24 protein-coding genes are annotated in these 23,831 nt (G+C 67.9%); 15 read left to right on the plus strand and 9 right to left on the minus strand.

Annotation, left to right across the window (positions count from 1 at the left end; all coding sequences use genetic code 11):
* Positions 1-6: 6 nt before the first annotated feature.
* Entirely contained in the window at positions 7-882 is an 876-nt protein-coding gene (gene pstB, locus GQS65_RS10175) for a phosphate ABC transporter ATP-binding protein PstB (protein WP_158204490.1), read from the plus strand.
* A 309-nt stretch (positions 883-1,191) separates the two neighbouring features.
* Here pstB and GQS65_RS10180 read toward each other — a convergent pair whose 3' ends face one another.
* On the minus strand, positions 1,192-2,376 hold the full coding sequence (locus tag GQS65_RS10180; protein ID WP_158204491.1) for an aspartate kinase: 1,185 nt from the start codon (positions 2,374-2,376) through the stop codon (positions 1,192-1,194).
* Between the two features lie 184 nt (positions 2,377-2,560).
* Between GQS65_RS10180 and GQS65_RS10185 the strand changes: the two genes are divergently transcribed.
* The gene (locus GQS65_RS10185) at positions 2,561-2,944 is read left to right on the plus strand and encodes a hypothetical protein (RefSeq protein WP_158204492.1); all 384 of its coding nucleotides are present in this window, start codon (positions 2,561-2,563) and stop codon (positions 2,942-2,944) included.
* A 249-nt stretch (positions 2,945-3,193) separates the two neighbouring features.
* Here the strand turns inward: GQS65_RS10185 and GQS65_RS10190 are convergent, their stop codons facing one another.
* Complete coding sequence (locus tag GQS65_RS10190; protein WP_158204493.1) at positions 3,194-3,820, minus strand: rubrerythrin family protein; 627 nt, start codon at positions 3,818-3,820, stop codon at positions 3,194-3,196.
* 105 nt (positions 3,821-3,925) lie between these two features.
* On the opposite strand from GQS65_RS10190, the gene GQS65_RS10195 reads away from it, so the two are divergent.
* From GQS65_RS10195 to GQS65_RS21390, 3 genes are all read left to right on the plus strand, one after another.
* Positions 3,926-4,372, plus strand: coding sequence for a DUF6789 family protein (locus GQS65_RS10195; protein WP_158204494.1), 447 nt, complete (start codon positions 3,926-3,928; stop codon positions 4,370-4,372).
* A 146-nt stretch (positions 4,373-4,518) separates the two neighbouring features.
* Complete coding sequence (locus GQS65_RS10200) at positions 4,519-6,285, plus strand: cbb3-type cytochrome c oxidase subunit I (RefSeq protein ID WP_158204495.1); 1,767 nt, start codon at positions 4,519-4,521, stop codon at positions 6,283-6,285.
* A gap of 145 nt (positions 6,286-6,430) precedes the next feature.
* Positions 6,431-6,601, plus strand: a complete 171-nt coding sequence (locus GQS65_RS21390) for a hypothetical protein (RefSeq protein WP_199268436.1) — start codon at positions 6,431-6,433, stop codon at positions 6,599-6,601.
* A gap of 383 nt (positions 6,602-6,984) precedes the next feature.
* On the opposite strand, the gene GQS65_RS10205 is transcribed toward GQS65_RS21390, so the two are convergent.
* Entirely contained in the window at positions 6,985-7,845 is an 861-nt protein-coding gene (locus tag GQS65_RS10205) for a sulfurtransferase (protein ID WP_158204496.1), read from the minus strand.
* 211 nt (positions 7,846-8,056) lie between these two features.
* Here GQS65_RS10205 and GQS65_RS10210 point away from each other — a divergent pair, with 211 nt between their 5' ends.
* The gene (locus GQS65_RS10210) at positions 8,057-8,863 is read left to right on the plus strand and encodes a sulfurtransferase (RefSeq protein WP_158204497.1); all 807 of its coding nucleotides are present in this window, start codon (positions 8,057-8,059) and stop codon (positions 8,861-8,863) included.
* A gap of 2 nt (positions 8,864-8,865) precedes the next feature.
* Here the strand turns inward: GQS65_RS10210 and GQS65_RS10215 are convergent, their stop codons facing one another.
* On the minus strand, positions 8,866-10,044 hold the full coding sequence (locus GQS65_RS10215) for an AI-2E family transporter (RefSeq protein ID WP_199268437.1): 1,179 nt from the start codon (positions 10,042-10,044) through the stop codon (positions 8,866-8,868).
* Between the two features lie 91 nt (positions 10,045-10,135).
* On the opposite strand from GQS65_RS10215, the gene GQS65_RS10220 reads away from it, so the two are divergent.
* From GQS65_RS10220 to GQS65_RS10235, 4 genes are read left to right on the plus strand one after another with little or no spacing between them, the layout of a single operon-like run.
* Positions 10,136-11,260, plus strand: coding sequence for a thiamine ABC transporter substrate-binding protein (locus GQS65_RS10220; RefSeq protein WP_158204498.1), 1,125 nt, complete (start codon positions 10,136-10,138; stop codon positions 11,258-11,260).
* A 51-nt stretch (positions 11,261-11,311) separates the two neighbouring features.
* Positions 11,312-13,099 (plus strand): ABC transporter permease, encoded by a 1,788-nt coding sequence (locus GQS65_RS10225; protein WP_394351431.1) that lies wholly within the window; start codon positions 11,312-11,314, stop codon positions 13,097-13,099.
* Positions 13,092-14,177 (plus strand): ABC transporter ATP-binding protein, encoded by a 1,086-nt coding sequence (locus GQS65_RS10230; protein ID WP_158204499.1) that lies wholly within the window; start codon positions 13,092-13,094, stop codon positions 14,175-14,177. The genes GQS65_RS10225 and GQS65_RS10230 overlap by 8 nt, the downstream gene beginning before the upstream one ends.
* 42 nt (positions 14,178-14,219) lie before the next feature.
* Complete coding sequence (locus tag GQS65_RS10235; protein ID WP_158204500.1) at positions 14,220-14,444, plus strand: hypothetical protein; 225 nt, start codon at positions 14,220-14,222, stop codon at positions 14,442-14,444.
* A 2-nt stretch (positions 14,445-14,446) separates the two neighbouring features.
* Here the strand turns inward: GQS65_RS10235 and GQS65_RS10240 are convergent, their stop codons facing one another.
* Positions 14,447-15,127, minus strand: coding sequence for a class I SAM-dependent methyltransferase (locus GQS65_RS10240; RefSeq protein ID WP_158204501.1), 681 nt, complete (start codon positions 15,125-15,127; stop codon positions 14,447-14,449).
* A 104-nt stretch (positions 15,128-15,231) separates the two neighbouring features.
* On the opposite strand from GQS65_RS10240, the gene GQS65_RS10245 reads away from it, so the two are divergent.
* Positions 15,232-15,672, plus strand: coding sequence for a DUF2391 family protein (locus GQS65_RS10245; protein WP_158204502.1), 441 nt, complete (start codon positions 15,232-15,234; stop codon positions 15,670-15,672).
* 229 nt (positions 15,673-15,901) lie between these two features.
* On the opposite strand, the gene GQS65_RS10250 is transcribed toward GQS65_RS10245, so the two are convergent.
* The 3 genes from GQS65_RS10250 to GQS65_RS10260 all read right to left on the minus strand — a co-directional run bounded on the left by GQS65_RS10250 (position 15,902) and on the right by GQS65_RS10260 (position 18,921).
* Complete coding sequence (locus GQS65_RS10250; RefSeq protein ID WP_158204503.1) at positions 15,902-16,483, minus strand: DUF7090 family protein; 582 nt, start codon at positions 16,481-16,483, stop codon at positions 15,902-15,904.
* 104 nt (positions 16,484-16,587) lie between these two features.
* Positions 16,588-18,090 carry an NCS2 family permease gene (locus GQS65_RS10255; RefSeq protein WP_158204504.1) on the minus strand — a complete coding sequence of 501 codons (1,503 nt, stop codon included), beginning with the start codon at positions 18,088-18,090 and terminating at the stop codon, positions 16,588-16,590.
* Positions 18,091-18,207: 117 nt separating this feature from the next.
* A complete protein-coding gene (locus tag GQS65_RS10260) occupies positions 18,208-18,921 on the minus strand; it encodes a phosphoribosyltransferase family protein (RefSeq protein ID WP_158204505.1) in 714 nt (237 codons plus the stop codon).
* Between the two features lie 135 nt (positions 18,922-19,056).
* Here GQS65_RS10260 and lpdA point away from each other — a divergent pair, with 135 nt between their 5' ends.
* The gene (lpdA, locus tag GQS65_RS10265) at positions 19,057-20,481 is read left to right on the plus strand and encodes a dihydrolipoyl dehydrogenase (RefSeq protein WP_158204506.1); all 1,425 of its coding nucleotides are present in this window, start codon (positions 19,057-19,059) and stop codon (positions 20,479-20,481) included.
* A gap of 27 nt (positions 20,482-20,508) precedes the next feature.
* On the opposite strand, the gene GQS65_RS10270 is transcribed toward lpdA, so the two are convergent.
* Positions 20,509-21,012, minus strand: coding sequence for an SRPBCC family protein (locus GQS65_RS10270; protein WP_158204507.1), 504 nt, complete (start codon positions 21,010-21,012; stop codon positions 20,509-20,511).
* Between the two features lie 66 nt (positions 21,013-21,078).
* Here GQS65_RS10270 and pheA point away from each other — a divergent pair, with 66 nt between their 5' ends.
* From pheA to GQS65_RS10285, 3 genes are read left to right on the plus strand one after another with little or no spacing between them, the layout of a single operon-like run.
* Complete coding sequence (gene pheA, locus GQS65_RS10275) at positions 21,079-21,915, plus strand: prephenate dehydratase (RefSeq protein WP_158204508.1); 837 nt, start codon at positions 21,079-21,081, stop codon at positions 21,913-21,915.
* A 57-nt stretch (positions 21,916-21,972) separates the two neighbouring features.
* Positions 21,973-23,328 carry a serine hydrolase domain-containing protein gene (locus GQS65_RS10280; RefSeq protein WP_158204509.1) on the plus strand — a complete coding sequence of 452 codons (1,356 nt, stop codon included), beginning with the start codon at positions 21,973-21,975 and terminating at the stop codon, positions 23,326-23,328.
* Positions 23,329-23,386: 58 nt separating this feature from the next.
* Positions 23,387-23,794 (plus strand): Hsp20/alpha crystallin family protein, encoded by a 408-nt coding sequence (locus GQS65_RS10285; protein ID WP_158204510.1) that lies wholly within the window; start codon positions 23,387-23,389, stop codon positions 23,792-23,794.
* The last annotated feature ends 37 nt before the right edge of the window (positions 23,795-23,831 follow it).

Raw genomic sequence — 23,831 nt, forward strand, 5'->3', positions numbered from 1 at the left:
GAGACAATGACCACCGAAGACACGACAACGGAGACCGTGGCCGAAGAGAGCAGCAACGACCCGACGAACGACGACATGCTCATCCAGACGGACGTGAGCGAGAGCGTCTCGGCGTCGGGCACCGAGTCGACGCGAACCATCGTCGAGTCCCGGAACGTCAACGTCTGGTACGACGACGACCAGGCGCTCCAGGACATCTCGATGGAGATTCCCGAGAACCAGGTGACGGCGATGATCGGCCCCTCCGGCTGTGGCAAGTCGACGTTCCTTCGGTGTATCAACCGGATGAACGACCTCATCGACGCCGCTCGCGTCGAGGGCGAACTCTACCTCGGGGGCAAGAACGTCTACGACGCCGACGTCGACCCCGTCGCGCTCCGACGCCGGGTCGGCATGGTGTTCCAGAAACCCAACCCGTTCCCCAAATCCATCCGCGAGAACGTCCTCTACGGACTGAAGGTGCAGGGCATCGAGGTCGACGAGGACGAAATCGTCGAACAGTCGCTCCGTCGAGCGGCACTCTGGGACGAGGTGAAAGACCGCCTCGACGAGTCCGGTCTCGAACTCTCCGGCGGCCAGCAACAGCGCCTCTGTATCGCCCGTGCCATCGCGCCGGACCCCGAGGTGCTGTTGATGGACGAACCGGCGAGCGCGCTCGACCCCATCGCCACCTCACAGATCGAGGACCTCATCGACGACCTGGCCGAGCAGTACACCGTCGTCATCGTCACGCACAACATGCAGCAGGCGGCGCGTATCTCGGACAAGACCGCCGTCTTCCTCACGGGCGGGGAACTCGTCGAGTTCGACGACACCCAGAAGATCTTCGAGAACCCCGAGAGCGACCGAGTCGAGGACTACATCACCGGGAAGTTCGGGTAGTTCGACCCGCTGCCGACGAGTGTCGTCGTCTCCACGAGCGCCGCCGGGGCCGACCGCCCGAGGCTTCCCGTAATCGAGCCGAACGGAGCCGTCAGTAGTTCGATAGAGACCACTTAGCGAGCTACGTCACCCCGAGTCCTGTGGTCAACTGGCGCGTGGTAACCCCCGAGACGTGGGGCGACCCGCTACTGTCTGTGTTTCCCTGGCGGTCGACGCGCCCCCGTCGGTCGTGTGCGCACACCCCCGGCACACACGACCCCGTTCTCGCCGACCGCGTCGCGCCGACGACTCCACTGACCGCCGCGTCGATTACTCCGTGAACTCCTCTTGGACGATGCGGAGTGCCTGTTCGCGGTCGTTCCACCGGACGAAGATGGCGACGCTCGTCGCACTCGTCAGGAGGTCGTGGATGGTGATGTGCTGGTCGGCCAGCGGGTCGACGATCTGACGGATGACGCCCGGTCGGTTCGGGAGTTCCCCGCCGGTGACGCGGATGACGGCGACCGCAGGGTCGACGGTGACGCTCGACAGCGTCGCCTCCTCGACGACCTCGTCGTGGAGCACCGTCTCGGCCTGTTCGGCGAGCGACTGGTCGACGTAGTACGTGATGGAGTCCATCCCGCTGGCGACGGCGTCGATGTTGATGTCCGCCTCCGTCAGCGCCTTCGAGAGCCGTGCGAGGATGCCCGGCTGGTTCCGGATGGCTCGTCCGGCGATGGTGAGACAGGCCAGTGGCTCCTCCCGGAGGTCGATGAGGTTCTCGAACTGCCCCTCGACGCTCGTCCCACCGGCCAGCAGGTCGCCGTGCTGGTAGTGCGAGACGCGGACGCCGAGGTTCTCGGTCTTGTACGACAGTGCCGACGGCGCGATGACCTCCGCACCGCGGAACGAGAGGTTCCGCAGTTCGTCGACGGTTATCTGCCCGACGTTGCGTGCCCCCTCGACGACGGCCGGGTCGCCGGTCATGACGCCCTCGACGTCGGTGACGATGACCACCTCGTCGGCGTCCATGTAGTTGCCGAGCATCACCGCGGTGGTGTCCGACCCGCCGCGGCCGAGGGTCGTCACGTTGCCCGCGTGGTCCTGTGCGAGGAAGCCGGTGATGACCGGGACGACGCCGTCGAGACGGTCGGCAAGCGCCTTCGCCCGTCGGGTCGTCTCCTCGACGTCCACCTCGCCGCGTGCGTCGGTGATGACCGGCCACGCGGCGCTGCCCGGTTCGACGACCAGCGCGTCGACGCCGCGGGCGGCGAGAGCGGCCTTCAGCATCCGGACCGAGGTTCGCTCGCCCATCGAGACGATTTCGGCGCGGTCCTTCTCGTCGGCGTCGAAGCTGATTGCGTCGAGTAGGAAGTCGGTCGTGCTCCCCATCGCGCTGGCGACGATGGCGACTTCGTGGCCCGACTCGACGGCGTTGGCGACGGAGTCGGCCGCCCGGTTCACCCGGTCGCCGTTGCCGAGGCTCGTCCCACCGAACTTCGCTACGACTCGCATACGTCCCCTCGACGTCGAAGGCGTCGGTCGAGCACCGGTCGGTCCGCGAGCGGCCGCTTTCGCGTGTCAATCATTGCCGTGAGAACGGTGCCGTCGTGCATAAGCGAACGGAATCGGACGAAGCATTGCCGGTGGCGGCGGCGAGTGGGGGATTTATGCCGTGGCAGAAGCTAGCAAGCGAACGATGCAGGTGCGGGACGCAGTCGAGGCCGACGCCGAACGCCTCGCGGAACTGACGGGCCGGCCACGAGACGTGATGCGCAATCTCGTCCACGACCGGACGGTCCGTGTGGGCGTCGCCGACGACGCCATCGCCGGGTTCGTGAGCTTCGACGCCGAGCGCGAGACGGTGTACGTCACCCAACTCGAAGGCGAGTGCGACGTCTGTGAGCAACTGCTCGAAGAACCCATCCGGTTCGCCCGCGGTGAGTCGATGGCCGTCGAACTCCTCCTCCCGGAGCACGACGACAACCGCCGCGACGCCGTCGAGAACCACGGCTTCGAGAGCAGCGGGAGCGGCCCACGCTTCGAGGGGACGCCCACGGTTCGCTACCGGTTGGCCTCCTGAACGGGACGACAGACGACGCGTGGGGCGTCGTCCGAGGAGCGGAGGCTGTACGGTAGCGGTGCTGCTGCTGTGCGGTGGCACGGTGTGTTGTACCGCGAACGAACGCAGTGAGCGAGCGGGCCAAGGAATCACCGAGCGCAGCGAGGTGATGCCGCGGGTTTTTAGTCCAGGTTTTGCCAGTGAGCCACGAGTGACCGCGCGGCGGAGCCGAGCGTGTCACTCGCGTGCGAACGCAGCAAAACGTGGGTGTTAACAGACCGGCTTCGGATTGACGCCCATCCCCTCCAGACGGTCGGTGTACTCCTCGTAGGCCGCCTGAATCGCACCGCTCGCGGCGTCGGCGGCGCGGTCCCAGTCCTCGTCGCGCTCACAGCACGAGTCGAGCAGCGAGAGCGCCCGGTCGAGTTGGCCCTCCAGGTCGCTGTTCATCTCCCGAATCTTCCCGGTCGTCGTCGGGTCGGCCTGTCCGACGAAGAAGCCGACGAGTTGGTCCTTGGACCTCTCGGCGGCGAGCGTCCGCCCGAGGAACCCGCCGGCGCGCTCGACGGTGCTCTCCTGTTCGCGGAGGAACTGCTGGATGGCGGGCACCTCGCTCACCGTGACGTCCTCGCCGAGTAACTCCGAGACGAGTTCGTAGTGCTCCTGTTCCTCCTCGGCGACGGCGGCGAACGTCTCGCCTGCGTCGCCGTCTTCGTCCTCGCCCCACCCTTCGTACGTCTCCCACGCGGCACGTTCGGCCTCCGCGGTGGCACGGAGGACGGTGTCGCGTTCGATGTCCCCGCCCGTGTCGGCGTAGAGCGCCTTCGACGACCCGAGACGGGAGAGGGCGGTGCGGTTGTCCTCACGGATCCTGTCGGCGAACTCCTCGGTGGTCATGACGCGGGCTACGACCGGTGACGGTTTGTAGCCACCGGGATCGGCGGTTTTCACGCGGTGACGCCGACGGGATAGCGTTTTGTCGCCGCGACGTGTGCCCGTGGTATGGACCGCGTGCCAAGCGTCGTCGCCGGCGGCATCGCCGGAACCGCCGTCCTCTCGCTACTGTTGATTCTCCTGGAGGTCCAGACCCGCGAGCAGATACTGGTCTTCGACGTCATCGCCCGGTTCGTCGGCGTCCCCGACCAGCAGGCCGTCGGCTTCGTCGTCTTCCTGCTCGCCGGGTGTGTCGCGTGGCCGCTGGTGTTCGTCGCCGTCGAGCAGTACATCCCCGGTGGCCCCGACCCGGCGGCGCGGGGCGTCGTGCTGGCGATTCCGCTCTGGATAGCGTTCGACATCGCCGGGCGTGGCGACATCGCCGGGCCGCTACTGCTGGTCTACGTCGCGCTGACGTTCGTCGCGCACGTCGCCTACGGGTGGGTGATGGGCGCGGTGTACGCACATCTCCACAGCGGGACCGAACTCCCCCGCGAGGAGTACAGCTACGGCTGAGGCCGACGACCCACCGTCGAGAGAGACTGTCGAGGGACGAACGAGGTCCCTCGAAAGACGACGAAAACCGCCGGACGCTACGCCGCCTCAACCTATTTGACGTCTCCGCTCGGACGTGCCGTACGAGTCCCCGCGACTCGCTCACTATGGTATCTGTCCAGACGATTCCTGGCCTTCTCATCGCCGGTGCGTTGCTGTCCGTGCTCGTCCTCGTCGGCGTCTATCGAGGGTCGGCGCGACGGACGGTGCCCGACGGTGGCTACGCGCGGCCGGGAGAGACGGCGACGGAGACGGCGAAACCGAGCGGCGTGCTCCGGTGGCTGACGACGGTCGACCACCGCGACATCGGCCTCATGTACATCTTCTTCGGGACCGCTGCCGCGCTGTGGGGCGGGACCGACGCGATGATGGCCCGGACGGAGCTCCTGACGCCCGCCGAGACTATCTGGGGCAGCGAGACGTACAACGCGCTGTTCACCACCCACGGCATCACGATGATATTCTTCTTCGTCGTGCCGGTGTTCACGGGCATCGCCAACTACTTCCTGCCCGTTCTCATCGACGCCGACGACATGGCGTTCCCGCGCATCAACGCCATCGCGTTCTGGCTGTTGCCGCCGTCGTTCCTGCTGGTTCGGGGTGGGTTGCTGACGGAGGTGTTCGCCAAAATCGTCGAACCGGCGCTGGGTGCGCTCGTCGACCCGCTGTTCGCGTTACGACCGGTGACGCTCTCGTGGACGATGTACGCGCCGCTGTCGTACGCACAGACGAACCCACAGGTCGACTTCGTCCTGCTGGGGCTACATCTCTCGGGCATCGCCACGACGCTCGGGGCCATCAACTTCATCGTCACCATCTTCACCGAGCGTGGCGACGGCATCGACTGGGCCAATCTCGACATCTTCTCGTGGACGATGCTCACCCAGTCGGCCATCATCCTGTTCGCGTTCCCGCTGCTCGGGAGCGCACTCATCATGCTCCTGATGGACCGCAACTTCGGGACGACGTTCTTCGCGCTGGAGGGCGGCGGCCCCATCCTCTGGCAACACCTGTTCTGGTTCTGGGGGCATCCGGAGGTGTACATCCTCTTCCTCCCGGCGACGGGGCTGACGAGCCTCATCCTCCCGAAGTTCGCGGGTCGGAAGCTGTTCGGCTTCAAGTTCATCGTCTACTCGACGCTCGCCATCGGCGTGATGAGCTTCGGCGTCTGGGCCCACCACATGTTCACGACGGGCCTCGACCCGCGCATCAAGGTGTCGTTCATGGCCGTCACCATCGCCATCGCCATCCCGAGCGCCGTCAAGACGTTCAACTGGATGACGACGATGTGGGAGGGGGCCATCAAACTCACCGCGCCCATGGTGTTGCTCATCGGCGGTATCGGGACGTTCATCATCGGCGGCGTCACCGGCGTCTTCCTCGCCTCCATCCCCGTCGACATGGCGTTCCAGGGCACCTACTACATCGTCGGCCACTTCCACTTCATCATCATGGGCATCATCGCGATGGCGATGCTCGCCGCCAGCTACTACTGGTACCCCATCCTCACCCGTCGAATGTACGACCGACGACTGGCGATGGCGCAGGCGCTCGTCCTCATCGTCGGCGTCACCATCACGTTCAGCACCCAACTCCTGCTGGGCTACCTCGGGATGCCCCGTCGGTACGCCGAGTACCCCGAGCAGTTCACCCTGCTCCACCAGGCGTCGACCATCGGCGCGTACATCATGATGACCTCGGTGGCGATGTGGGCGGTCAACATGGTCCAGTCGCTGCGGACCGGCCCCATCGTGATGGACGCCGACGTCTGGCGGCTGAAAGAGACCGACCAGTTCACCCGCGAGTGGCAGTGGTTCGAGCGGAGACTCGAGGAGCGTCGTGGGTTCGACACCAACCCCTCCGAGGACGACTGAGACGGCCGCTCTCGGTCGGCACGAGGAAAGGCCACTACATATCAAGGGGTCACTTGCCTCCTCGAATCGCACGAGGGGACGGCGACGGTGATTCGCTCTCGCAACCCGGCAGTGTACCCCGCCGGGACCGTTGTACTCGAACGAGATGAACCGACGAATCCTGATCTGTACGGACTGCGAACAGGTCATCGCCGGCCGTGTCGAGGATGATGGTTCGATAATCCTCCCGCTGGCGGACAACACCTGCAACTGTGGCGGTGACAGCTTCGACGTCGTCGAAGCGTCCAGTGACCCCGTCGACGCCGCGCCGGGGTGAACGACCGACACCTGTCGTCCGTCGAGGAGTAGCGGGAGCGCTCCCGTCTCGCCTCGTGTCACGGGGGCCGACCACGATGCTCAGGTAGAGAAATATCGACGTGCTATCGACTCCGACCGACGAGGAGTCGCTCCTCTCCGCGGGTCGCGTCGTTTCTCGTTCCACTACGAGGCGTCGTGCACTGACGCTTACTCGGCCTCGCCCTGCTCGCGGGCCTTCGGCCCGCTCGCGTTTCCGAGGCTTCCTCCGTCGCTCCGCTCAGTCGTCAGCCTCGCCGTTCTCCGCGGGTCGCTGTCGTCACCGGCGACACAGTCGCCGGTTTCCAGCGAGACCTTCGGTCTCGCCCGACTCCCCGCTCCGATTCGAGGCGGAGTTCGCCTTGCTCACTCCGCCTCGCCTTTCTCTATCGGCGCACCGACGAGGTTCCCCCACTCGGTCCACGACCCGTCGTAGTTGACGACGTCGTCGTAGCCCAGCAGTTCGTGGAGCGCGAACCACGCGATGGAGGAGCGCTCGCCGATACGGCAGTACGCGACCACCTTGTCGTCGTCGGTGACGCCCTCGCTCTCGTACATCTCGCGCAGTTCGTCGGCCGATTTGAAGGTGCCGTCGTCGTTGACCGTCGCGGCCCACGAGATGTTCGACGCGCCGGGGATGTGGCCGCCGCGCTGGGCGGTCTCCTGCAGTCCGGGTGGCGCGAGAATCTCGCCACGGAACTCCTCGGGCGAGCGGACGTCGACCATCGGGATGCCCGCGTTCATCGCGTCCTCGACGTCGCCGCGGTACGCGCGGATGGACTCGTCGGGGTCGTTCGCCGAGTACTCCTGTGCCGGGAACTCGGGGACGTCGGTGGTCGTCGGGTAGTCGTTGTCCAGCCAGTAGTCGCGCCCGCCGTTCATGAGGCGGACGTCCTCGTGACCGAAGTACTTGAACTGCCAGTAGGTGTAGGCGGCGAACCAGTTCGAGTTGTCGCCGTAGAGGACGACGGTGGAGTCGTTGGCGATGCCGTGACTGCCCAGCAGGTCCTCGAAGTCGTCTTTCTCCAGCACGTCGCGTTCGGTCTGGTCTTGCAACTGGGTCTCCCAGTTGAAGCCGATGGCACCGGGCGCGTGGCCCTCGTCGTACGCCTCGGTGTCCACGTCGACTTCTACCAGTCGATACTCGGGGTCGTCGCTCCGGAACTCGTCGAGGTGCTCCTCCACCCAGTCGGCCGAGACGAGCACGTCGTTCGCGTAATCACTCATAATGCACCGGAACGTTACGTCAGCGGGGCTATATCCGTGTTACTGCCGGTCGAATTGGCCGCACGTTCCGTCTCCCGGAAACGGTTGCCGCATCACGGGACGGTCGGGGAGCCGAGACGACCACTGACGGCTCTCTCGCGGTAGAGCCAGCAAATAGTGCAGGTATCTCCGAGCGGGGAACGGTGAAGTCCCGGCCAACGCAACTGCCGGCATGGATTTCGCGGCCGCCGACTGGGTCGAATCGAAGGGTGACGAACTGCATCGCGTCGACGTCCGGGAGGACTGGGAGTACGACGGTATCGGCCACCTGCCGGAGGCGGTGAACGTCCCGTTCGACAGCTACCGGGCCGACGCTCACGCCGCCGACGGTGGCGAGGGCGAGGCGGGGATGCTCCCCGGTGCCGAGCGGTTCGCCGAGGTGATGGGCGCGGCGGGCATCTCACGCGACGACGGCCTGGTCGCCTACGACGACACGCACGGCGTCTTCGCGGCACGTCTGCTCGTCACCTGTGAACTGTACGGCCACGACCCCGACCACCTCCACCTGCTCGACGGCGACTACTCGTCGTGGGTTCGTGACTACCCGACCAGCCAGGAGACGGTCGACCCCGACCCCGCGACCTACGAGGCACGGTTCGACCCCGACGGGCCGCTGGTCCAGGCGGACGTGGTCGAAGCGGCGCTCGACGACCCCGACGCGGTAGTCGTCGACACGCGCGAGGGGTGGGAGTACGACGAGGCACACCTCCCCGGCGCGGTCCGTCTCGACTGGCAGGAACTGGTCGACGGCGACACGCGTGGCCTGCGACCGACGTCCGAGCTCCGTGACCTGCTCGAGGAGCGAGGTATCGACCCGGAGGGGCGCGTCGTCCTCTACTGCAACACCGCCCGACGCATCAGTCACACCTACGTCGCGCTCCGACAGCTGGGCTACGCGGACCTCGCGTTCTACGAAGGGTCCCTGACGGAGTGGGAGGAGGAGGGGAGACCGCTCGAATCGAACGAGCGCGCGGAGTAGGACTACTGCGAGGCGGGGCCGTCGCGGTCGGTCGAGGGGCCGCCTGTAGACGCGCCACCGTCGGCCGACGAGTCGTCCGCGACGGTCGAGTCGCCGGGCGCCTCCGACCCGGCGGCCCCCGCGTCGTCCGTGCCGACCACCCCTTCACCCTCGGGCGTGGCGTCCAGGTCGTCGTCCTCGCTCGCCTCCTCGGGCGTCGACTGCTCGGACGCGATGAGTTCGACGACCTCGATGACGAGCGCGACGACCAGCGGCCCCATGATGAAGCCGATAGCGCCGACGGTGAGGATTCCGCCGACGAACCCGATGAAGTAGAGGCTCGTCGGGAGGTCCGCCGCCCAGGAGGCGAGTCGCGGCCGGATGACCGCGTCGGGCACCGCGCCGATGAGAACCCCCCCACCGACGAGGACGAGGACGGCTCGCGTCCCGTCGCCCGCCGCCAGGTCGACGAGGGCGAGGACGACGACGAGCACGGTCGGCCCGAGCACGGGGACGAACTGGAGCAGCCCCGCGATGATGGCGAGGGTGAACAGCGACTCGTAGCCCAGTGCGTAGAAGACGACGAGCGCGACGACGCCCGTCCCGAACGCCGTCGCGGCCTGCAGCACGTAGATACCGTACAGGGTGTCGCGGATGCGCTCGTTGAGCGCGACGAGGATGTCGTGGTACGCCTCGGGGACGACTCGCTGAACACTCCGACCGGTCGCACCGGGGCGCAACAGGAGGCCGAACAGCAGGATGGCGAACAGCACGAGTTTGAGCGCGACGACGGGGAGCGCGGGCGCGACACTCGTCGCAAGCCCTTGCAACGCGGCGGTGACCACCGCGATAGCCTCCGACAGTTCGAGGGCGTAGGTCATCCCGGCCAGGTCGAGCGACAGCGTGTCGGGGAGCGACTCGACCAGCGCGAGCGCCGAGTCCCAGCGCTGGTAGAGCAGATAGCCCAGCGCGGCGACGACGAACACGACGACGAGGAACGCTCCTACCGTCACCAGCGCGCTCGCGACCCGCCTGGAGAGACCACGACCGACCAGTCGGTTGCGGACCGGGACGAGGACGTACGCGACGGTGATGGCGAAGAAGACCGTCCCGACCACCTCCCAGAGGACGTACGCGGCGGCCAGCGAGAACAACACCAGCAGTACCGCGAGGACGTTTCGTCGACGTCGAGCGAGGTGCATAGCACGTGCAAGGTGCCCGAAGTAGTAATCAGTTCGCCGCCGGGCGGCGACACCGCGGAACGTAAGTACCACCGAGAGAAACAACCGAGTAATGAAACGACGCAGTTTCCTCCTGACCGCCGGCGCGGGGACCGCGGCCCTCGCCGGGTGTCTCGGCGACGACGGCGGCGAGACGAACGGGACGGGCGACACGACCGACGGTGACGGCGAGACGAGGACCGAGACGACGGCCGGGACGACCACCGGGTCGAGCGACGGGGGCGACGAGACGCTCGTCGTCGCCACCTACCCGACGTGGGTCGAGGGCGACAGCCCCGCCGGTGCGTGGGTCAAAGAGCGCTTCGAGGCCGAACACGGCGCGACCGTCGAGTACACCACCCCCGACTCGCGGTTCAACTACTACCTCGGCCGGGCGGCACAGGGTGCGCCTATCGACGCCGACCTGTTCCTCGGGCTGAACGTCGACGACCTGATTCGCCTGGACGACGAGGTGGACGACGAGGTGTTCACGCCGCTGTCGGTGGACGCCCCCATCAAGGAGACCCTCCAGTTCGACCCGCAGGGGCGGGCGATTCCCTACGACACCGGTCTCATCAGTCTGGTCTACGACGAGACCGCCGTCGAGGCCCCCGCGACGTTCGACGACCTGCTGGCCGACGAGTACCGCGGCGACCTGCTCGCCCAGAACGCCCAGTCGAGCGCGACCGGTCGGGCGTTCATGCTCCACACGGTCAAGGAGAAGGGGCCGGACGGCTACCTCGACTACTGGCGAGGGTTGCAGGACAACGAGGTGCGCATCCTCGGCAACTGGAGCGACTCGTACACCGCCTACGAGAACGGCGAGGCACCGATGGTGGTCTCGTACTCGACCGACCAGGTGTACGCCCACCGCAACGACGCCGACCTCTCGCGCCACCAGGTCGGCTTCCTGAACGGCGAGGGCTACGCCAACCCCGAGGGCGTCGCCCGGTTCGCCGCCAGCGAACAGCAGGAGCTCGCGGCGACGTTCGTGGAGTTCCTGCTGACGCCCGAAGCACAGGGTCAGATCGCCCAGCGCAACGTCCAGTACCCCGCGACGACGAACGCCGACCTCCCCGAGGAGTTCCAGCAGTACACGTTCGAACCGGAGACCGCCGTGACGTTCACCTACGAGGAACTCAAGGGGAACGTGGACGAATGGGTCGACCAGTGGGCACGCGAGATCGCACAGGGCTGAGCGGGGTGTCGCGGTGAGCGCCGCCCGTCGCCAGCGGGACGGAGACCAGCGGTGAATCCCGCCGACGGCCCGTTCGACCGACTGAACCTCGACCGCGAACGGGTCGGTCGCCTGCTGGCGACCCTCGTCGTCGGCGCGTTCCTGACGGCCATGCTCTACTACCCGGTCGCCAGCGTGCTCGTCGAAGCCGTCACGGACGACGGCCGACCGACGCTCACACCGGTGCTCACCGTCCTCACCGACCCGTTCTACACCGGCGCACTGGCGTCGGTGCTCGCGGCTCCCGGTACTCTGCTCGCCGGCCTCGTGGCGTGGGCGGCCAGCGGGTTCGCGTGGCCGGGGTTCGGCCTCGTCGGGTTCACCGCGTGGCAGGCGTTGCTCTCGACGGTGGCGAGCGTCGCCCTCGGCCTGCCGGGCGCGTACGTCCTCGCACGCTTCGAGTTCCGGGGGCGAGAGACCGTCCGGTCGCTGACCGCCGTCCCGTTCGTGTTGCCCTCCATCATGGTCGCCGTCGGTTTCGTCGCCACGTTCGGCATCCAGGGCACCGTCAGCGACGCGTTCGCGGCGGTGGGACTCTCGCGGTTCTCACTGGTGTTCACGCTCGAACTCGTCGTGCTGGCCCACGCCTTCTACAACGCGCCGCTCGTGGTCCGCATCGTGAGTGCTGCCGCCGAACGACTCGACACCCGCACCCTCGAAGTGGCCCGCGCCAGCGGCGCGTCGCGGTGGCGCGCGACGTGGGACGTGCTCGTCCCGCAACTGGTGCCCGCGCTCGGCACGGCCGCGCTGTTGACGTTCGTGTTCACCTTCCAGTCGTTCGCCATCGTGCTGGCGCTGGGCGGCCTCGAACTCGCCACCGTCGAGGTGTGGGTGTTCAGCCTCGTGCGCTCGTTCGACCTCCAGGAGGCCGCCGCGCTGGCGGCCGTCGAGGCGGCCATCTCGCTCGCGCTCACCTACGCCTACCTCCGCTACGAGGCCCAGCAGGCCCGTTCGACCAGCGGGCCGACACTCGACCGAATCCGGTTCGGAGAGGCGTCGCCGCTCGCTCGCCGAGCGGTCGGCGCGTACGGCCTGCTCGCGTTCGTCGTCTTCGGCCTCCCGCTGGTGAGCATGGTCGCCGAGAGCCTGTTCGGCCCGAACGGCCTCACCCTGCGGTACTACCGCTTCCTCGTCGAACAGCAGGCCACCGCGGCGAGTTTCCAGACCAGACCCCTGACTGCAGTCCGCAACTCGCTGGTGTTCGGCGCGGGCACGCTCGTCGTCGCCGTCCCGCTGGGCGTGACCGTCTCGCTGTTGACCGCGCGTGGCGGTCGCCTCGCACAGGTCGGCGGGACGCTCGCGTTCGTCCCGTTCGCGGTCAGTGGTGTCGTCGTCGGCCTCGGCCTGCTCCAGTCGCTCGTGTTCGGCACCGTCGTGTTCGGCCACCGCATCGTCGTCACGGGCGCGGTGGCCATCGTCGCGGCCCACGCCGTCGGCGCGTACCCGTTCGTCACCCGGTCGGTGTCGCCGCTGCTGGCGCGTCTCGACCCATCGCTCCCGGAGGTGGCCCGCGCGAGCGGAGCGAGTCGTCTCCGGGCGCTGTGGGACGTCGAACTCCCGCTGGTGGCCGGCGGCGTACTCGCGGGCGCGGCGTTCGCGTTCGCCATCTCCGTCGGCGAGTTCGACGCGACGGTCATCCTCGCGGAGAACTCCGGGAGCTACACGATGCCCGTCGCCGTCGAGCGCTACCTCAGCGAACGCTCGCTGGGCCCGCCCAGCGCGATGGGGACCGTCCTGCTCGTCGTGACGGCGGCGAGTTTCGTCGTCATCGACCGCCTCGGGGGTGCGTTCGATGGCTGACGTGCGCCTGTCGGGCGTCGAGAAACGCTACGGCGACACCCGCGCGCTCGGCCCCGTCGACCTGCACGTCGATGACGGCGAGTTCTTCACCCTCGTCGGCCCCTCCGGGTGCGGGAAGACGACGACCCTGCGCCTCGTCGCGGGGTTCGAAGCGCCGACGGCGGGCGAGGTGACCATCGGCGAGCGGTCGATGGCGAGCGTCCCGCCCGAGAAGCGCGACGTGGGCGTCGTCCCCCAGCAGTACGCGCTGTTCCCCCACATGAGCGTCCGCGAGAACGTCCGCTACCCGCTGAAGTTCCGCGACCCACCGGGCGGCGACGCCGACGCGCGCGTCGACGACCTGCTGGACCTGGTGGGGCTCACCGGACTGGGCGACCGGGACCCGGAGGACCTCTCGGGTGGCCAGCGCCAGCGCGTCGCCCTCGCCCGTGCGCTCGCGCCGAGTCCCGAACTCCTCCTGCTCGACGAACCGATGAGCGCGCTCGACGCGCGGTTGCGAGAACGACTCCGCCGCGAGGTGCGGCGCATCCAGCGCGAACTGGGTGTGACGACCGTCTACGTCACTCACGACCAGGAGGAGGCACTGGCGGTGTCCGACCGCGTCGCGGTGATGAACGACGGCCGGGTCGAGCAGGTCGGCACGCCACGCGAGGTGTACGACGCGCCCGCGACCCGGTTCACGGCGGCGTTCGTCGGCGAGAACAACCTGTTCGACGGCGAGGTGGTCGAGCGAGTGGCGGGGGAGAGTGTTCCGGCGGCTGATGGCGGGCAACCTGACTCACTCGCCCGCGTCCGCCTCGACCGACTGGACGCGACGGTCACCGTCACACACGACGCCGCCGTGGGCGCGCAGGCGGCGTTCTCGGTCAGACCCGAGGCGTTCACGCTCGCGGCGGGCGGCGGTGAGCACGGCAACACGTTCACCGGACAGGTCCGCGAGACGGAGTTCCTCGGGACGGCGACTCGACTCACCGTCGACTGTGGCGACGTGTCGCTCGTCGTCAGGCTGGCGGCGGACGCCATCCCCTCGGGGACGGTGACGGTCGAGTTCGAACCTGACGCCGCCCGACCGCTCTGAGTCGAGCGGAACCGAGAAGTGGCCGCTGGACGAAGGCGACGTATGGTCCCCTCTCTCAGTGCCGAACAGCGACGCGGGATGACAGCGGCCCTGATCGGGTCGCTGTCCTGCCTCTCGATGGCGTGGTTCACCATCGTCGACGAACCGGGACGGTTGCAGAACGACACGATACTGGCCGGTGCGACTGCGACGTTCGCACTCTGTGCGCTGGTCGCGGGCGGTACGTTGCTCTTCGACCGTGTCGCCCCGTCGGAGACGACGACCTGACGCTACGGCGCGACGCCGACCGTGAGCAGCGTCCCGAACACCCGGTAGCGTTCGACCATGTCCTCGCGCGTCTCCCAGCCCTCGTGGGGGAACTCCTCGGCGGGCGGAATCTCCGTCTCCTCGTCCGGGATGGAGTCCTGCTCGGCGACGTACAGACCCGCTCGCTCGAACGCCTCGCGGTACTCCGCACGCGACCAGCGGGTCATCTCCACCGAGATGTTCTCCTGCCAGTCGTGGCTGTGGACGTTCTCCTCGTAGTAGTTGACGGCGCAGTAGAACGTCCCGCCCGGCTTCAGCACGCGAGCGACCTCTTCGAGCGTGTGGTCGGGGTCGGCGGCGTAGTAGAACGCCTCCATCGTCCAGACGTGGTCGAGCGAGTCGTCGGCGAACGGCAACGAATCGAAGTCTCCGACCACGAACCCCACGTCCGGGTCGTCGGTGTACGACCGCGCGTTGGCGGCCATCTCGGGCGACCCGTCGAGACCGTAGACGCGGCCAGCCTCCGTGGCTTCTCGAATCGCTCGCGGGATGTAGCCCGACCCGGTCCCCAAATCGAGCACTCGGTCGCCCTCCTCGATGGGCATCCGGGCGAGAGCGTGTCTCGCGGTGTGCCAGTGGCGCTCTTCCATCCCCTTGTCGCGGCCGTCGGCCGCCCACGCGTCGAACTCCTGACGAACGCTCATGTGCAGGGCGCGTGGCCGGACGCCAAACCGATTGCGGAGTCACGGGCGAGAAAACCGAGAGACGAAGGCGGGAGGGTTATACCGACCGCTAGCCACGACCTTGCATGGTCGGACCGCGTCGCCGCTTCAAGACCGCCGACGTCGCCCAGCAGTTGGTCGGTGGCTTCCTCCTCGCCGGCCCGTTCGTCGTCACCGCCGAAGTGTGGCAGTTGGCGAACAACATGCGCTGGTACCACGTCCTCGCCACGGTCGGCATCGTCTTCGGCATCGGCTACGGAGCGCTGTACAAGGCCGACGCGGGGCGGGACCCCGACCGCGAGGTCGAAATCGCCGGGGTTCCGACGCGATTCGTCTCGCTGATGGCCGTCTCCTTCGGGTCGGTGCTGGTCCTGGCGCTGGCGTTCAACGCCCCGAACACCTTCGCCGGGGACTTCCTGCAGGACGCTCCCGACCCGACGACGCTCGCGTTCTTCACGCTGAAGGCCACCGCTGTGGGAGCCATCTTCTCGGTGGTCGGCGCGGCCACGGCGGACTCCGTCTTCTGAACGACCTTTTATCCACGAATCGGGGACCTCCGGCCCCCGATAGGGTAAAAGCTCGATCAAAAGGATTCCCTCACCACCTCGGAGACTCGCTTCGCTCGTCTCCTCGATGGTTCAGTCACCCCGCTCGCTCCCTCCGGTCGCTCACGGCACAGCGGAACGACCGTTCGCTCGGTCTGCCGTCGCAGGCGCTCGTGGAACCGAGCGTCCGAGCCGAGAACGGCGACTCGGCTTACGAGAACTGCGACTCGACGCGACCGTCCGCTTCGAGTTCGATGACGCCGTCGAACAGGTCGCGGTAGCCGTCGACGACGTCGTCATCGTGGACCTCCTCGGCGACGTGGAAGATGCCGATGGCGTCGTGTTCCGCCAGCAGGTCGAGGATCTGCTCGACGGCGGTGCGGGTGCGCTCCTCGTCGGCGTAGTACGCCATCTCGGTGACGGAGTCGATGGAGATGCGCAGTTTCCCGTCGTGGGTCGTCAGGAACGTCTCGATGGCCTCGACCATCCCGTCCAGGTCGTCGGGCGAGGAGACGTAGCGGATGTTCTGGCCCGAGCGCCGGGAGTAGCCACGCTCGATGGAGAGCGTGTCGAGGATGGTCGCTCTGGTCTCGTCGACCTCGTAGTACTCCAACTTCTGCTGGACCTCGCGGGCCGTCGTGCGCGTCGAGAGGATGAACAGGTAGTCGGTGTCGGTCTTGAAGAAGTCGGTGTCGATTCGGTCCGTCTCGCCGGTACTCGGGTGGAGTAGCATGATGCCGGTCCCCCCCGGCACGGTCTCGGGCGTCGTCTCGATGGCGAGCTCGTAGTCCATACCACGTCCGCGTCCCGTGTTCTCTTAAATCTCAATATTCGTGTGTCGAGTTGCCACGGGGCGACGGTGCCGGCCGACGGCCTGTCGAATCGGGACCGAGTCGGCTACGAACCGACCGCAGCGTCCAGCACGCCGCCGGTGGCGACGACGAAGTAGACGACGAACGCCAGCGCGAGGGCGACCTGTGTCGGGCGGACGTCCTCCCACTCGCCGACGGCCACCTTCACGAGCGGGTAGGAGACGATGCCGGCGGCGATGCCGTAGCCGATGTTGAACGTGAACGGCATGACGAGGATGGTCAGCCCCGCCGGAACCGCGTGGGTGATGTCGTCCCAGTCGACGGCAGCGATGTTGCCGAGCATCACGACGGCGATGACGACCAGCGCGATGTGACTGGCGTAGAGCGGAATCGCCGTCGCCAGCGGGACGAACGCCAGCGAGACGAGAAAGAGCAGCGCGACGACCAGCGCGGTCATGCCCGTCCGGCCGCCCTCCTCGACGCCCGTCGCGGACTCGATGAAGGTGGTGACGGTGGAGGTGCCGAGCATCCCGCCGACGGTGGTGCCGACGGCGTCGGCCATCAGCGGCTTCTCTATCTCGGGCAGGTCGCCGTCCTCGTCGAGGAAGCCGGCAGCCTGGCCGACACCCGTCAGCGTGCCGGCGGTGTCGAAGAAGTCGACGAAGAAGAACGTGAAGACGATGAGCGCGAACGAGAACGGTTCGACGCCGGAGAGTCCGGTGACGAACGCGCCGGCCAGCGGCGAGATGTCGTACTGTGCGCCGAACAGTTGGCTCTGGAGGGCGGCCCAGTCGAACCCCCCCGAGACGACCAACGGGTCGAGGCCGAGACGCAACGGCACGACGAACGACGGGGCGACGGTCCCCGTCGAGACGAGACCGGCCATCGTGACGAGACTCCCCAGCACCGTCGTTCCGAGGATGCCGATGACGATGGACCCGCGAATCCCACGCGCGTAGAGCGCGAGCGTCAGGAACAGGCCGACGATGGACACGATGGCGATGGGGTCGCTGGCGACGTTGCCCAGCGTGACGAGCGTCGTGTCGTCGTTGACGACGATGCCCATCTCTTCGAGGCCGATGAGTGCGAGGAACGCGCCGATACCGGCCCCGACGGAGAACTTCACCGGTTCGGGGAACGCCTCGATGATGAACTTCCGTGCGCCGACGGCGGTCAGCAGGACGAAGACGACTCCCTCGACGACGACGGCGGCGAGCGCCGTCTGCCAGGCGACGCCCAACCCGAGGACGACGGTGAACGCGAAGAAGGCGTTCAGCCCCAGACCGGGGGCCTGCCCGAACGGTCGGTTGGCGTAGAGCGCCATGACCGTCGTGGCGACGACGGCCGAGAGGATGGTGACGACGGCCAGCATCGACCGGACCGCCCCGTCGCTCATCCCCGGTACGGTGATGGCCGGGCCGAGGATGGCGGGGTTCAGGAAGACGATGTAGCTCATCGTCAGGAACGTCGTGACGCCGGCGGTCACCTCGGTCCCGAGGTCGGTCCCGTACCGGTCGAACTCGAAGAACCCCCGGACTCCCCCGGACTCGTTCGACGACTCGTCGGTCTGTGTATCAGCGGGCCCCATGATTCACGTTCGAGCATACACACGCATACTGACTTAGGCGTTGCCTTCCGATATATGCACAAACGTGGATTGACACGACGCGCGGCGGCGGTGTCGGGCGGCGTCGGGCCGTCGCCGTCAGTCGAGCGTCGTGAGTGCGCCCACCGGCGCGTCGGTGCGGGACTCGGCGACCTCGACGCCGTCGGTGCCGGCGGCGATGAGCGCGAAGACGCCGGTGACGTTCGTGTTCGCCTGGGCGGCGATGTCGAGTAGCAGTTCCTGGGTCTCGCCCGACCGGATGAGGTCGTCGACGACGAGGACGCTGTCACGCTCCGAGAGGGCGCGTTCGGGGAGGTAGTAGGTCAACTCGATACCCGACTCGAAGCGCTTGCGCGCCTCGATGAACTCCTCGACGGCGGTCTCCTTGGACTTCTTCGCGTAGGCGAGTCGCGCGTCGAAGTGTCGCGCCATCGCCGAGCCGAGCGTGATGCCGTCGGTAGCCGCGGTGAGGACGACGTCCGGGGACTCGAACTCGAAGCGTTCGGCGACGACGGGCGCGACGAGGTCGAGGAACGGCTGGTCGAAGACGGCCGCGGAGTTGTCGACGTACCCCTCCTCGTCGTGGCGGATGCGCGATTCGAGTTCGGCCGCGAGCGTCTCGTAGCCCGTCTCGCTCACGAGTTCGTGCGCACGGGCCTCACCGGGGAGCACGTGGCCGTTGACGTATCGGTTGAGGTCACCGGCCGGGAGCCCCGTCTCGTCGGCGAGTTCGTCGTACGTGCGCGTCCGCTTGAGCGTCCTGAGGACGGCGACCGCTCGCAGTTGGAGGGTCGCCTTCTCGGCGCGGTTCATACTGTTCGCGTGGTATGCACGAACATGAGTACGTCGATGCGGAACGGGTATCGGGTAGGCATCCCGGTGGGTAGTTCGTGACACGCCGGGGAGAGAACCCATACAGCCAAACCCCCCGCGGCAAATATCGCGTGTATGGTCGTCGGAGACATCGCCACAGGGACGGACGTCGTCGTCATCGGCGCGGGGCCGGGCGGCTACGTCGCCGCCATCCGCGCCGCACAGCTCGGGAAGGACGTCACGCTCGTCGAGAAGGAGGCCTACGGGGGGACCTGCCTCAACTACGGCTGTATCCCCTCGAAGGCGTTCGTCACGGCGTCCTCGCTCGCACACGACGCGGGCACCGCCGAGGAGATGGGTATCCACGCCGACCCCGCCGTCGACATGGCGGCGATGACGTCCTGGAAGGACGGCGTCGTCGACCAGTTGACCGGCGGCGTCGAGAAACTCTGTAAGGCCAACGGCGTCAACCTCATGGCGGGGACGGCGACGTTCGCCGACGAGAACAAGGTCCGCGTCGGTCACGACGGTGAGGGCCAGGGCAGCGAGTCCATCGAGTTCGAGCACGCCATCGTCTCGACCGGGTCACGTCCGGTACAGGTACCGAACTTCGAGTTCGACGGCGAGCACATCCTCTCCTCGCGCGAGGCGCTCGACCTCGATTCGGTCCCCGAAAGCCTGCTCGTCGTCGGCGCGGGCTACATCGGGATGGAGCTCTCGACGGTGTTCGCCAAACTCGGCACCGACGTCACCGTCGTCGAGATGCTCGACTCCGCGCTGCCGGGCTACGAGGACGACGTCGCGCGCATCGTCCGGTCGCGCGCCGAGGACCTCGGCGTCGAGTTCCACTTCGGCGAGGCCGCCAGCGAGTGGGAGGAGATGGGCGAGGGTATCTCGGTACGAACCGAGAACGCGGACGGCGAGGTCAGCGAGTTCGGCGCGGAGAAGGCCCTCGTCGCCGTCGGACGCTCGCCGGTCACAGACACGCTGGACCTCGAGGCGGCGGGCGTCGAGACGAACGACAAGGGGTTCATCGAGACGGACGACCGCGCTCGCTCGAACGTCGAGCACATCTACGCCGTCGGCGACGTCGCCGGCGAACCGATGCTCGCGCACAAGGCCAGTACGGAGGGACAGGTCGCCGCCGAGCACATCGCCGGCGAACCCGCCGCGCTCGACTACCAGGCCATCCCGGCCGCGGTGTTCACCGACCCCGAAATCGGGACGGTCGGTCTCACGGAAGCCGAGGCCGACGAACAGGGCTTCGAGCCGGTCGTCGGCCAGATGCCGATGCGTGCCTCGGGGCGCGCGCTCAGCATGAACGAGTCCGAGGGGTTCGTCCGCGTCGTCGCCGACGAACCGAGCGGGTTCGTCCTCGGGGCACAGATAGTGGCCCCCGAGGCGAGCGAACTCGTCGCGGAACTCGCCCTCGCCATCGAGATGGGCGCGACGCTCGAAGACGTCGCCGCGACGGTCCACGTCCACCCGACGCTGTCGGAGGCGACGATGGAGGCCGCCGAGAACGCGCTGGGCCACGCGATTCACACGCTCAACAGGTAACGCTCGGACCGCAACTGCGATCGCTTCTCACTCCGCGACGTACTGTGTCCACTCGTCGCTCTCGGCGACGCGTTTGACGAACGCGTTGCGCTCTTCGAGGATACTCGTGAACCGCTGTTCTGCGGCGCGGTCGAACACCCGCCCGACGGGGCCGAGCGGGGTCTCGAAGGTGAGGACGTCGCGGAGGACGGTGCCGTCTTCGGGGTCGTCGGCGTCCTCGAAGCCGAAGAAGTGGTCGTGAACGAACGTCTCCATCGGGCCGTCGGTCATCGTCCACCGGAAGTGGTTCGGACGGGAGTACGCGGTGACCTTCGTCGTGAGTTCGAAGCGCTTGCCGAGCAGCGAGACGCGCCAGACCGTCGACTCGCCCGGTTCGGAGAGGCCGGCGACCGCTCCCGCGATCGGGGCGACACCGGACCCGGCGGCCGTCCGCCGCACGTCGACGCTGCGTGCGAGGTCGAAGACGCGCTCGGTGGGGGCGTCGACGTGCGTCTCCAGCCGAATCGTCACCATCGTCTCTGGCGTCACCACACGAGCGCTCGGGATGAAGATTGCGACCGGCGACGCGCTTTTCCGGAACCGCGCCGAGAGCCGGGTATGAAGGTCATCACGCTCGGTCCGGCGGGAACCTACTCCCACCGCGCGGCCCGAGCGGTCGTCGGCGAGGACGGGGACGACGAGGCCATCTCGTTCACCGAGTCGGTCACCGACATCGTCGCCAGCGTGGTCGAGGGCGAGGCCGACCGTGGCGTCGTCCCCATCGAGAACAGCATCGAAGGCTCGGTGACCGAGAGCCTCGACGCACTCACCGACAGCGACGTGGCGGTCGTCCTCGAACTCGTCACGCCGATTCGCCACGCCCTGCTCGCCCAGTCGTCCTCGTTCTCGCGGGTCGTCAGCCACGCACAGGCGCTCGCACAGTGTCGCAGCTACCTCGAAGCGAACCACCCCGACGTGACCCAGGAGGCCGTCGCCTCGACCGCTCGCGGCGTCCAGATCGCGCGCGACGACCCGACGGCGGCCGCCATCGCCCACCCCGATACAGCGTCCGACACACCGGACGGGGCTCTGCGAGTGCTCGCCGAGGACATCCAGGACCGCACCTCGAACGCGACCCGGTTCGTCGTCGTCGCACCCGTCAGCGAGCGTCAGGAGGCGGGCGGGAAGACCTCTATCGTCGTCTACCCGAACACGAACTACCCCGGCTTGCTGCTCGAACTGCTCGAACCGTTCGCCGAACGCGACATCAACCTCTCGCGCATCGAGTCGCGGCCCAGCGGCGAGCGACTGGGCGACTACGTCTTCCACGTCGACGTCGCGGCGGGCCTCTACGAGGACCGCACACAGGAGGCCATCGAGGTGGTCGAGTCGCTCGTCGGCGGCGGCTGGGTACGGACCCTCGGCTCCTACGACACGCGACACGTGCTGTACTGAGCGTCGACCGGACGACGGGCCACCCACAGTTTTGTCGCGGTGCCGTCACGTGACGGTATGGCTCCACGGAACTCCCTGCCCTCCACGACCGTCCGGGACGTCGAGCGCTACCTCGACGACTGGCGAGCGGACGTCGACGGACCGGGACTCGGTGTCGCTGTCGTCGACCGCGAGTCGCTGCTGTACGCGGAGGGGTTCGGCGACCGCAGCACCGACCCGCAGGAACCGGCGACCCCCGACACGGTGTACGGCGTCGGGTCCATCGCCAAGGTCGCCACCGCCGTCGCCGTCCTCCAGTTGGCCGAGCGCGGAGCCCTCGCGCTGGACGACCCCGTGAGCGAGCACCTCCCGGTCCTCGAAGACGCACCGGGCGACCCGGTGACGGTTGGGGACCTGCTGTCGCACTCGTCGGGACTGCCACGCGGGTTCTACGCCCAGCGCGAGGCCATGGACCGGACGGAACTGTTCGAGTTCGTCGACGACCTGGCCCGCGAGCGGGTCACCGACGAGGACCGCTACATGTACTGCAACGCCGGGTTCGTCGTGCTCGGCGAACTCGTCGCGAGCGCCGACGGACGGGCGTTCCCGACGTACGCCGACGAGGAGATGTTCACTCCACTCGGGATGGACCGGTCGACGTTCGACCCGGCGGCCGTCCCCGACGACGACCTGATGACGGGCCACCACCCCGACGGCACCCCGACGAGTATCGAGGCGTTCGCCGACGACTTCCGGCACGCCGGCCCGTCGGGCGGCCTCCTCAGCACGGTACGTGACCTCGGCACGCTGCTCCGGTGGCTGCTGAACCGGGGCGAACTCGACGGGAGGCGCGTCCTCGAGAGCGAGTCCGTCGAGGCGATGACGACGCGCCAGTCACCGCCCCTACCGACCGTCGACGGCACGGCCCCCGGCTACGGCTACGGGCTGGAGGTGAGCGAGTGCCTCGGCGAACCGCTCGTCGAGCATCAGGGCGGTATCCACGTCTCCGGTGGGTACGTCGGCGCGCTCCCCGAGCGTGGCTACGGTGTCGCCGTCGCGTGTAACGGGACCGCTCGCGGCATCGTCTCGACGGGGAAGGCCATCCTCGCGCTCGTCTGCGGAGAACGGCCCGAGGAGGCCGTCCGACTGCTCGCCGCCCGGGAACGCGTGGCAGCGGTGACGGGCACCTACGGAACGGGCCGGAGCGAGATGACCGTCGAAGTGGAGCCGGGACCGCTCGGGACCGTCCAGGTGACCGCCGAGGGGCGAGACCTCTCGTTCACCGCTTCGCCCGTGTGGGACGACCCGCCGTACTCCTACGCCGTCGCGATGGGCGGCGGCGTCTGCTGGCGTGCGGACTTCCACGAGACGGCAGTCGGGATGGACCTGCTGCTCTCGACGGGGAAGTGGACGACGCGACTGTCCCGGAAGTGAGCCGACGGGGCGGCCGCCAGGGTCGGCATTTATTTTCGACGACAGCATACCGTCGCGCATGTCCCGACGCAGTCCGTTCGACGACATCGAGCGCATGTTCGAGGAGATGAACGAGGGGTTCCAGGCGTTCGACACCAGCCTCACCCGTGGAATCCCCGTCGACGTCGTCAGCCGCGAGGACGCCTACGTCGTGACCGCCGACCTCCCCGGCTACGAGAAGGAGGACATCGAGGTCAGCCTCTCGGGGGACACGCTCACCGTCGGCGCGAGTCGTGAGACCACGAGCGAGGACGAGAACGGCGACTACGTCCGACAGGAGCGTTCGAGCAAGTCCGTCTCGCGGACGCTCCGCCTGCCCGAACGCCTCGACGAGAGCGCGACCGAAGCGGCGTACAACAACGGCGTCCTCACCGTGACGCTCGGGAAGGCGAGCGGCGACGACGGCGACTCCATCCCCATCAACTGAGCCACGGTTGGCGACTCGGCGGCACGTCTAAGGCTCG

The sequence above is a fragment of the Halomarina oriensis genome (assembly GCF_009791395.1).
GTDB classification, from domain to species: Archaea; Halobacteriota; Halobacteria; order Halobacteriales; family Haloarculaceae; genus Halomarina; species Halomarina oriensis.

Bases quoted from the DNA above. Each gene is read 5' to 3' on its own strand.
- GQS65_RS10240 (WP_158204501.1), bottom strand. From the start codon at position 15,127: ATGAGCGTTCGTCAGGAGTTCGACGCGTGGGCGGCCGACGGCCGCGAC.
- GQS65_RS10185 (WP_158204492.1), top strand. From the start codon at position 2,561: ATGCAGGTGCGGGACGCAGTCGAGGCCGACGCCGAACGCCTCGCGGAA.
- GQS65_RS10285 (WP_158204510.1), top strand. From the start codon at position 23,387: ATGTCCCGACGCAGTCCGTTCGACGACATCGAGCGCATGTTCGAGGAG.
- GQS65_RS10280 (WP_158204509.1), top strand. From the start codon at position 21,973: ATGGCTCCACGGAACTCCCTGCCCTCCACGACCGTCCGGGACGTCGAG.
- GQS65_RS10205 (WP_158204496.1), bottom strand. From the start codon at position 7,845: ATGAGTGATTACGCGAACGACGTGCTCGTCTCGGCCGACTGGGTGGAG.
- GQS65_RS10200 (WP_158204495.1), top strand. From the start codon at position 4,519: ATGGTATCTGTCCAGACGATTCCTGGCCTTCTCATCGCCGGTGCGTTG.
- GQS65_RS10195 (WP_158204494.1), top strand. From the start codon at position 3,926: ATGGACCGCGTGCCAAGCGTCGTCGCCGGCGGCATCGCCGGAACCGCC.
- pheA (WP_158204508.1), top strand. From the start codon at position 21,079: ATGAAGGTCATCACGCTCGGTCCGGCGGGAACCTACTCCCACCGCGCG.
- GQS65_RS10255 (WP_158204504.1), bottom strand. From the start codon at position 18,090: ATGGGGCCCGCTGATACACAGACCGACGAGTCGTCGAACGAGTCCGGG.
- GQS65_RS10220 (WP_158204498.1), top strand. From the start codon at position 10,136: ATGAAACGACGCAGTTTCCTCCTGACCGCCGGCGCGGGGACCGCGGCC.
- GQS65_RS10245 (WP_158204502.1), top strand. From the start codon at position 15,232: ATGGTCGGACCGCGTCGCCGCTTCAAGACCGCCGACGTCGCCCAGCAG.
- lpdA (WP_158204506.1), top strand. From the start codon at position 19,057: ATGGTCGTCGGAGACATCGCCACAGGGACGGACGTCGTCGTCATCGGC.
- pstB (WP_158204490.1), top strand. From the start codon at position 7: ATGACCACCGAAGACACGACAACGGAGACCGTGGCCGAAGAGAGCAGC.
- GQS65_RS10235 (WP_158204500.1), top strand. From the start codon at position 14,220: ATGGTCCCCTCTCTCAGTGCCGAACAGCGACGCGGGATGACAGCGGCC.
- GQS65_RS10260 (WP_158204505.1), bottom strand. From the start codon at position 18,921: ATGAACCGCGCCGAGAAGGCGACCCTCCAACTGCGAGCGGTCGCCGTC.
- GQS65_RS21390 (WP_199268436.1), top strand. From the start codon at position 6,431: ATGAACCGACGAATCCTGATCTGTACGGACTGCGAACAGGTCATCGCC.
- GQS65_RS10180 (WP_158204491.1), bottom strand. From the start codon at position 2,376: ATGCGAGTCGTAGCGAAGTTCGGTGGGACGAGCCTCGGCAACGGCGAC.
- GQS65_RS10230 (WP_158204499.1), top strand. From the start codon at position 13,092: ATGGCTGACGTGCGCCTGTCGGGCGTCGAGAAACGCTACGGCGACACC.
- GQS65_RS10215 (WP_199268437.1), bottom strand. From the start codon at position 10,044: ATGCACCTCGCTCGACGTCGACGAAACGTCCTCGCGGTACTGCTGGTG.
- GQS65_RS10190 (WP_158204493.1), bottom strand. From the start codon at position 3,820: ATGACCACCGAGGAGTTCGCCGACAGGATCCGTGAGGACAACCGCACC.
- GQS65_RS10250 (WP_158204503.1), bottom strand. From the start codon at position 16,483: ATGGACTACGAGCTCGCCATCGAGACGACGCCCGAGACCGTGCCGGGG.
- GQS65_RS10210 (WP_158204497.1), top strand. From the start codon at position 8,057: ATGGATTTCGCGGCCGCCGACTGGGTCGAATCGAAGGGTGACGAACTG.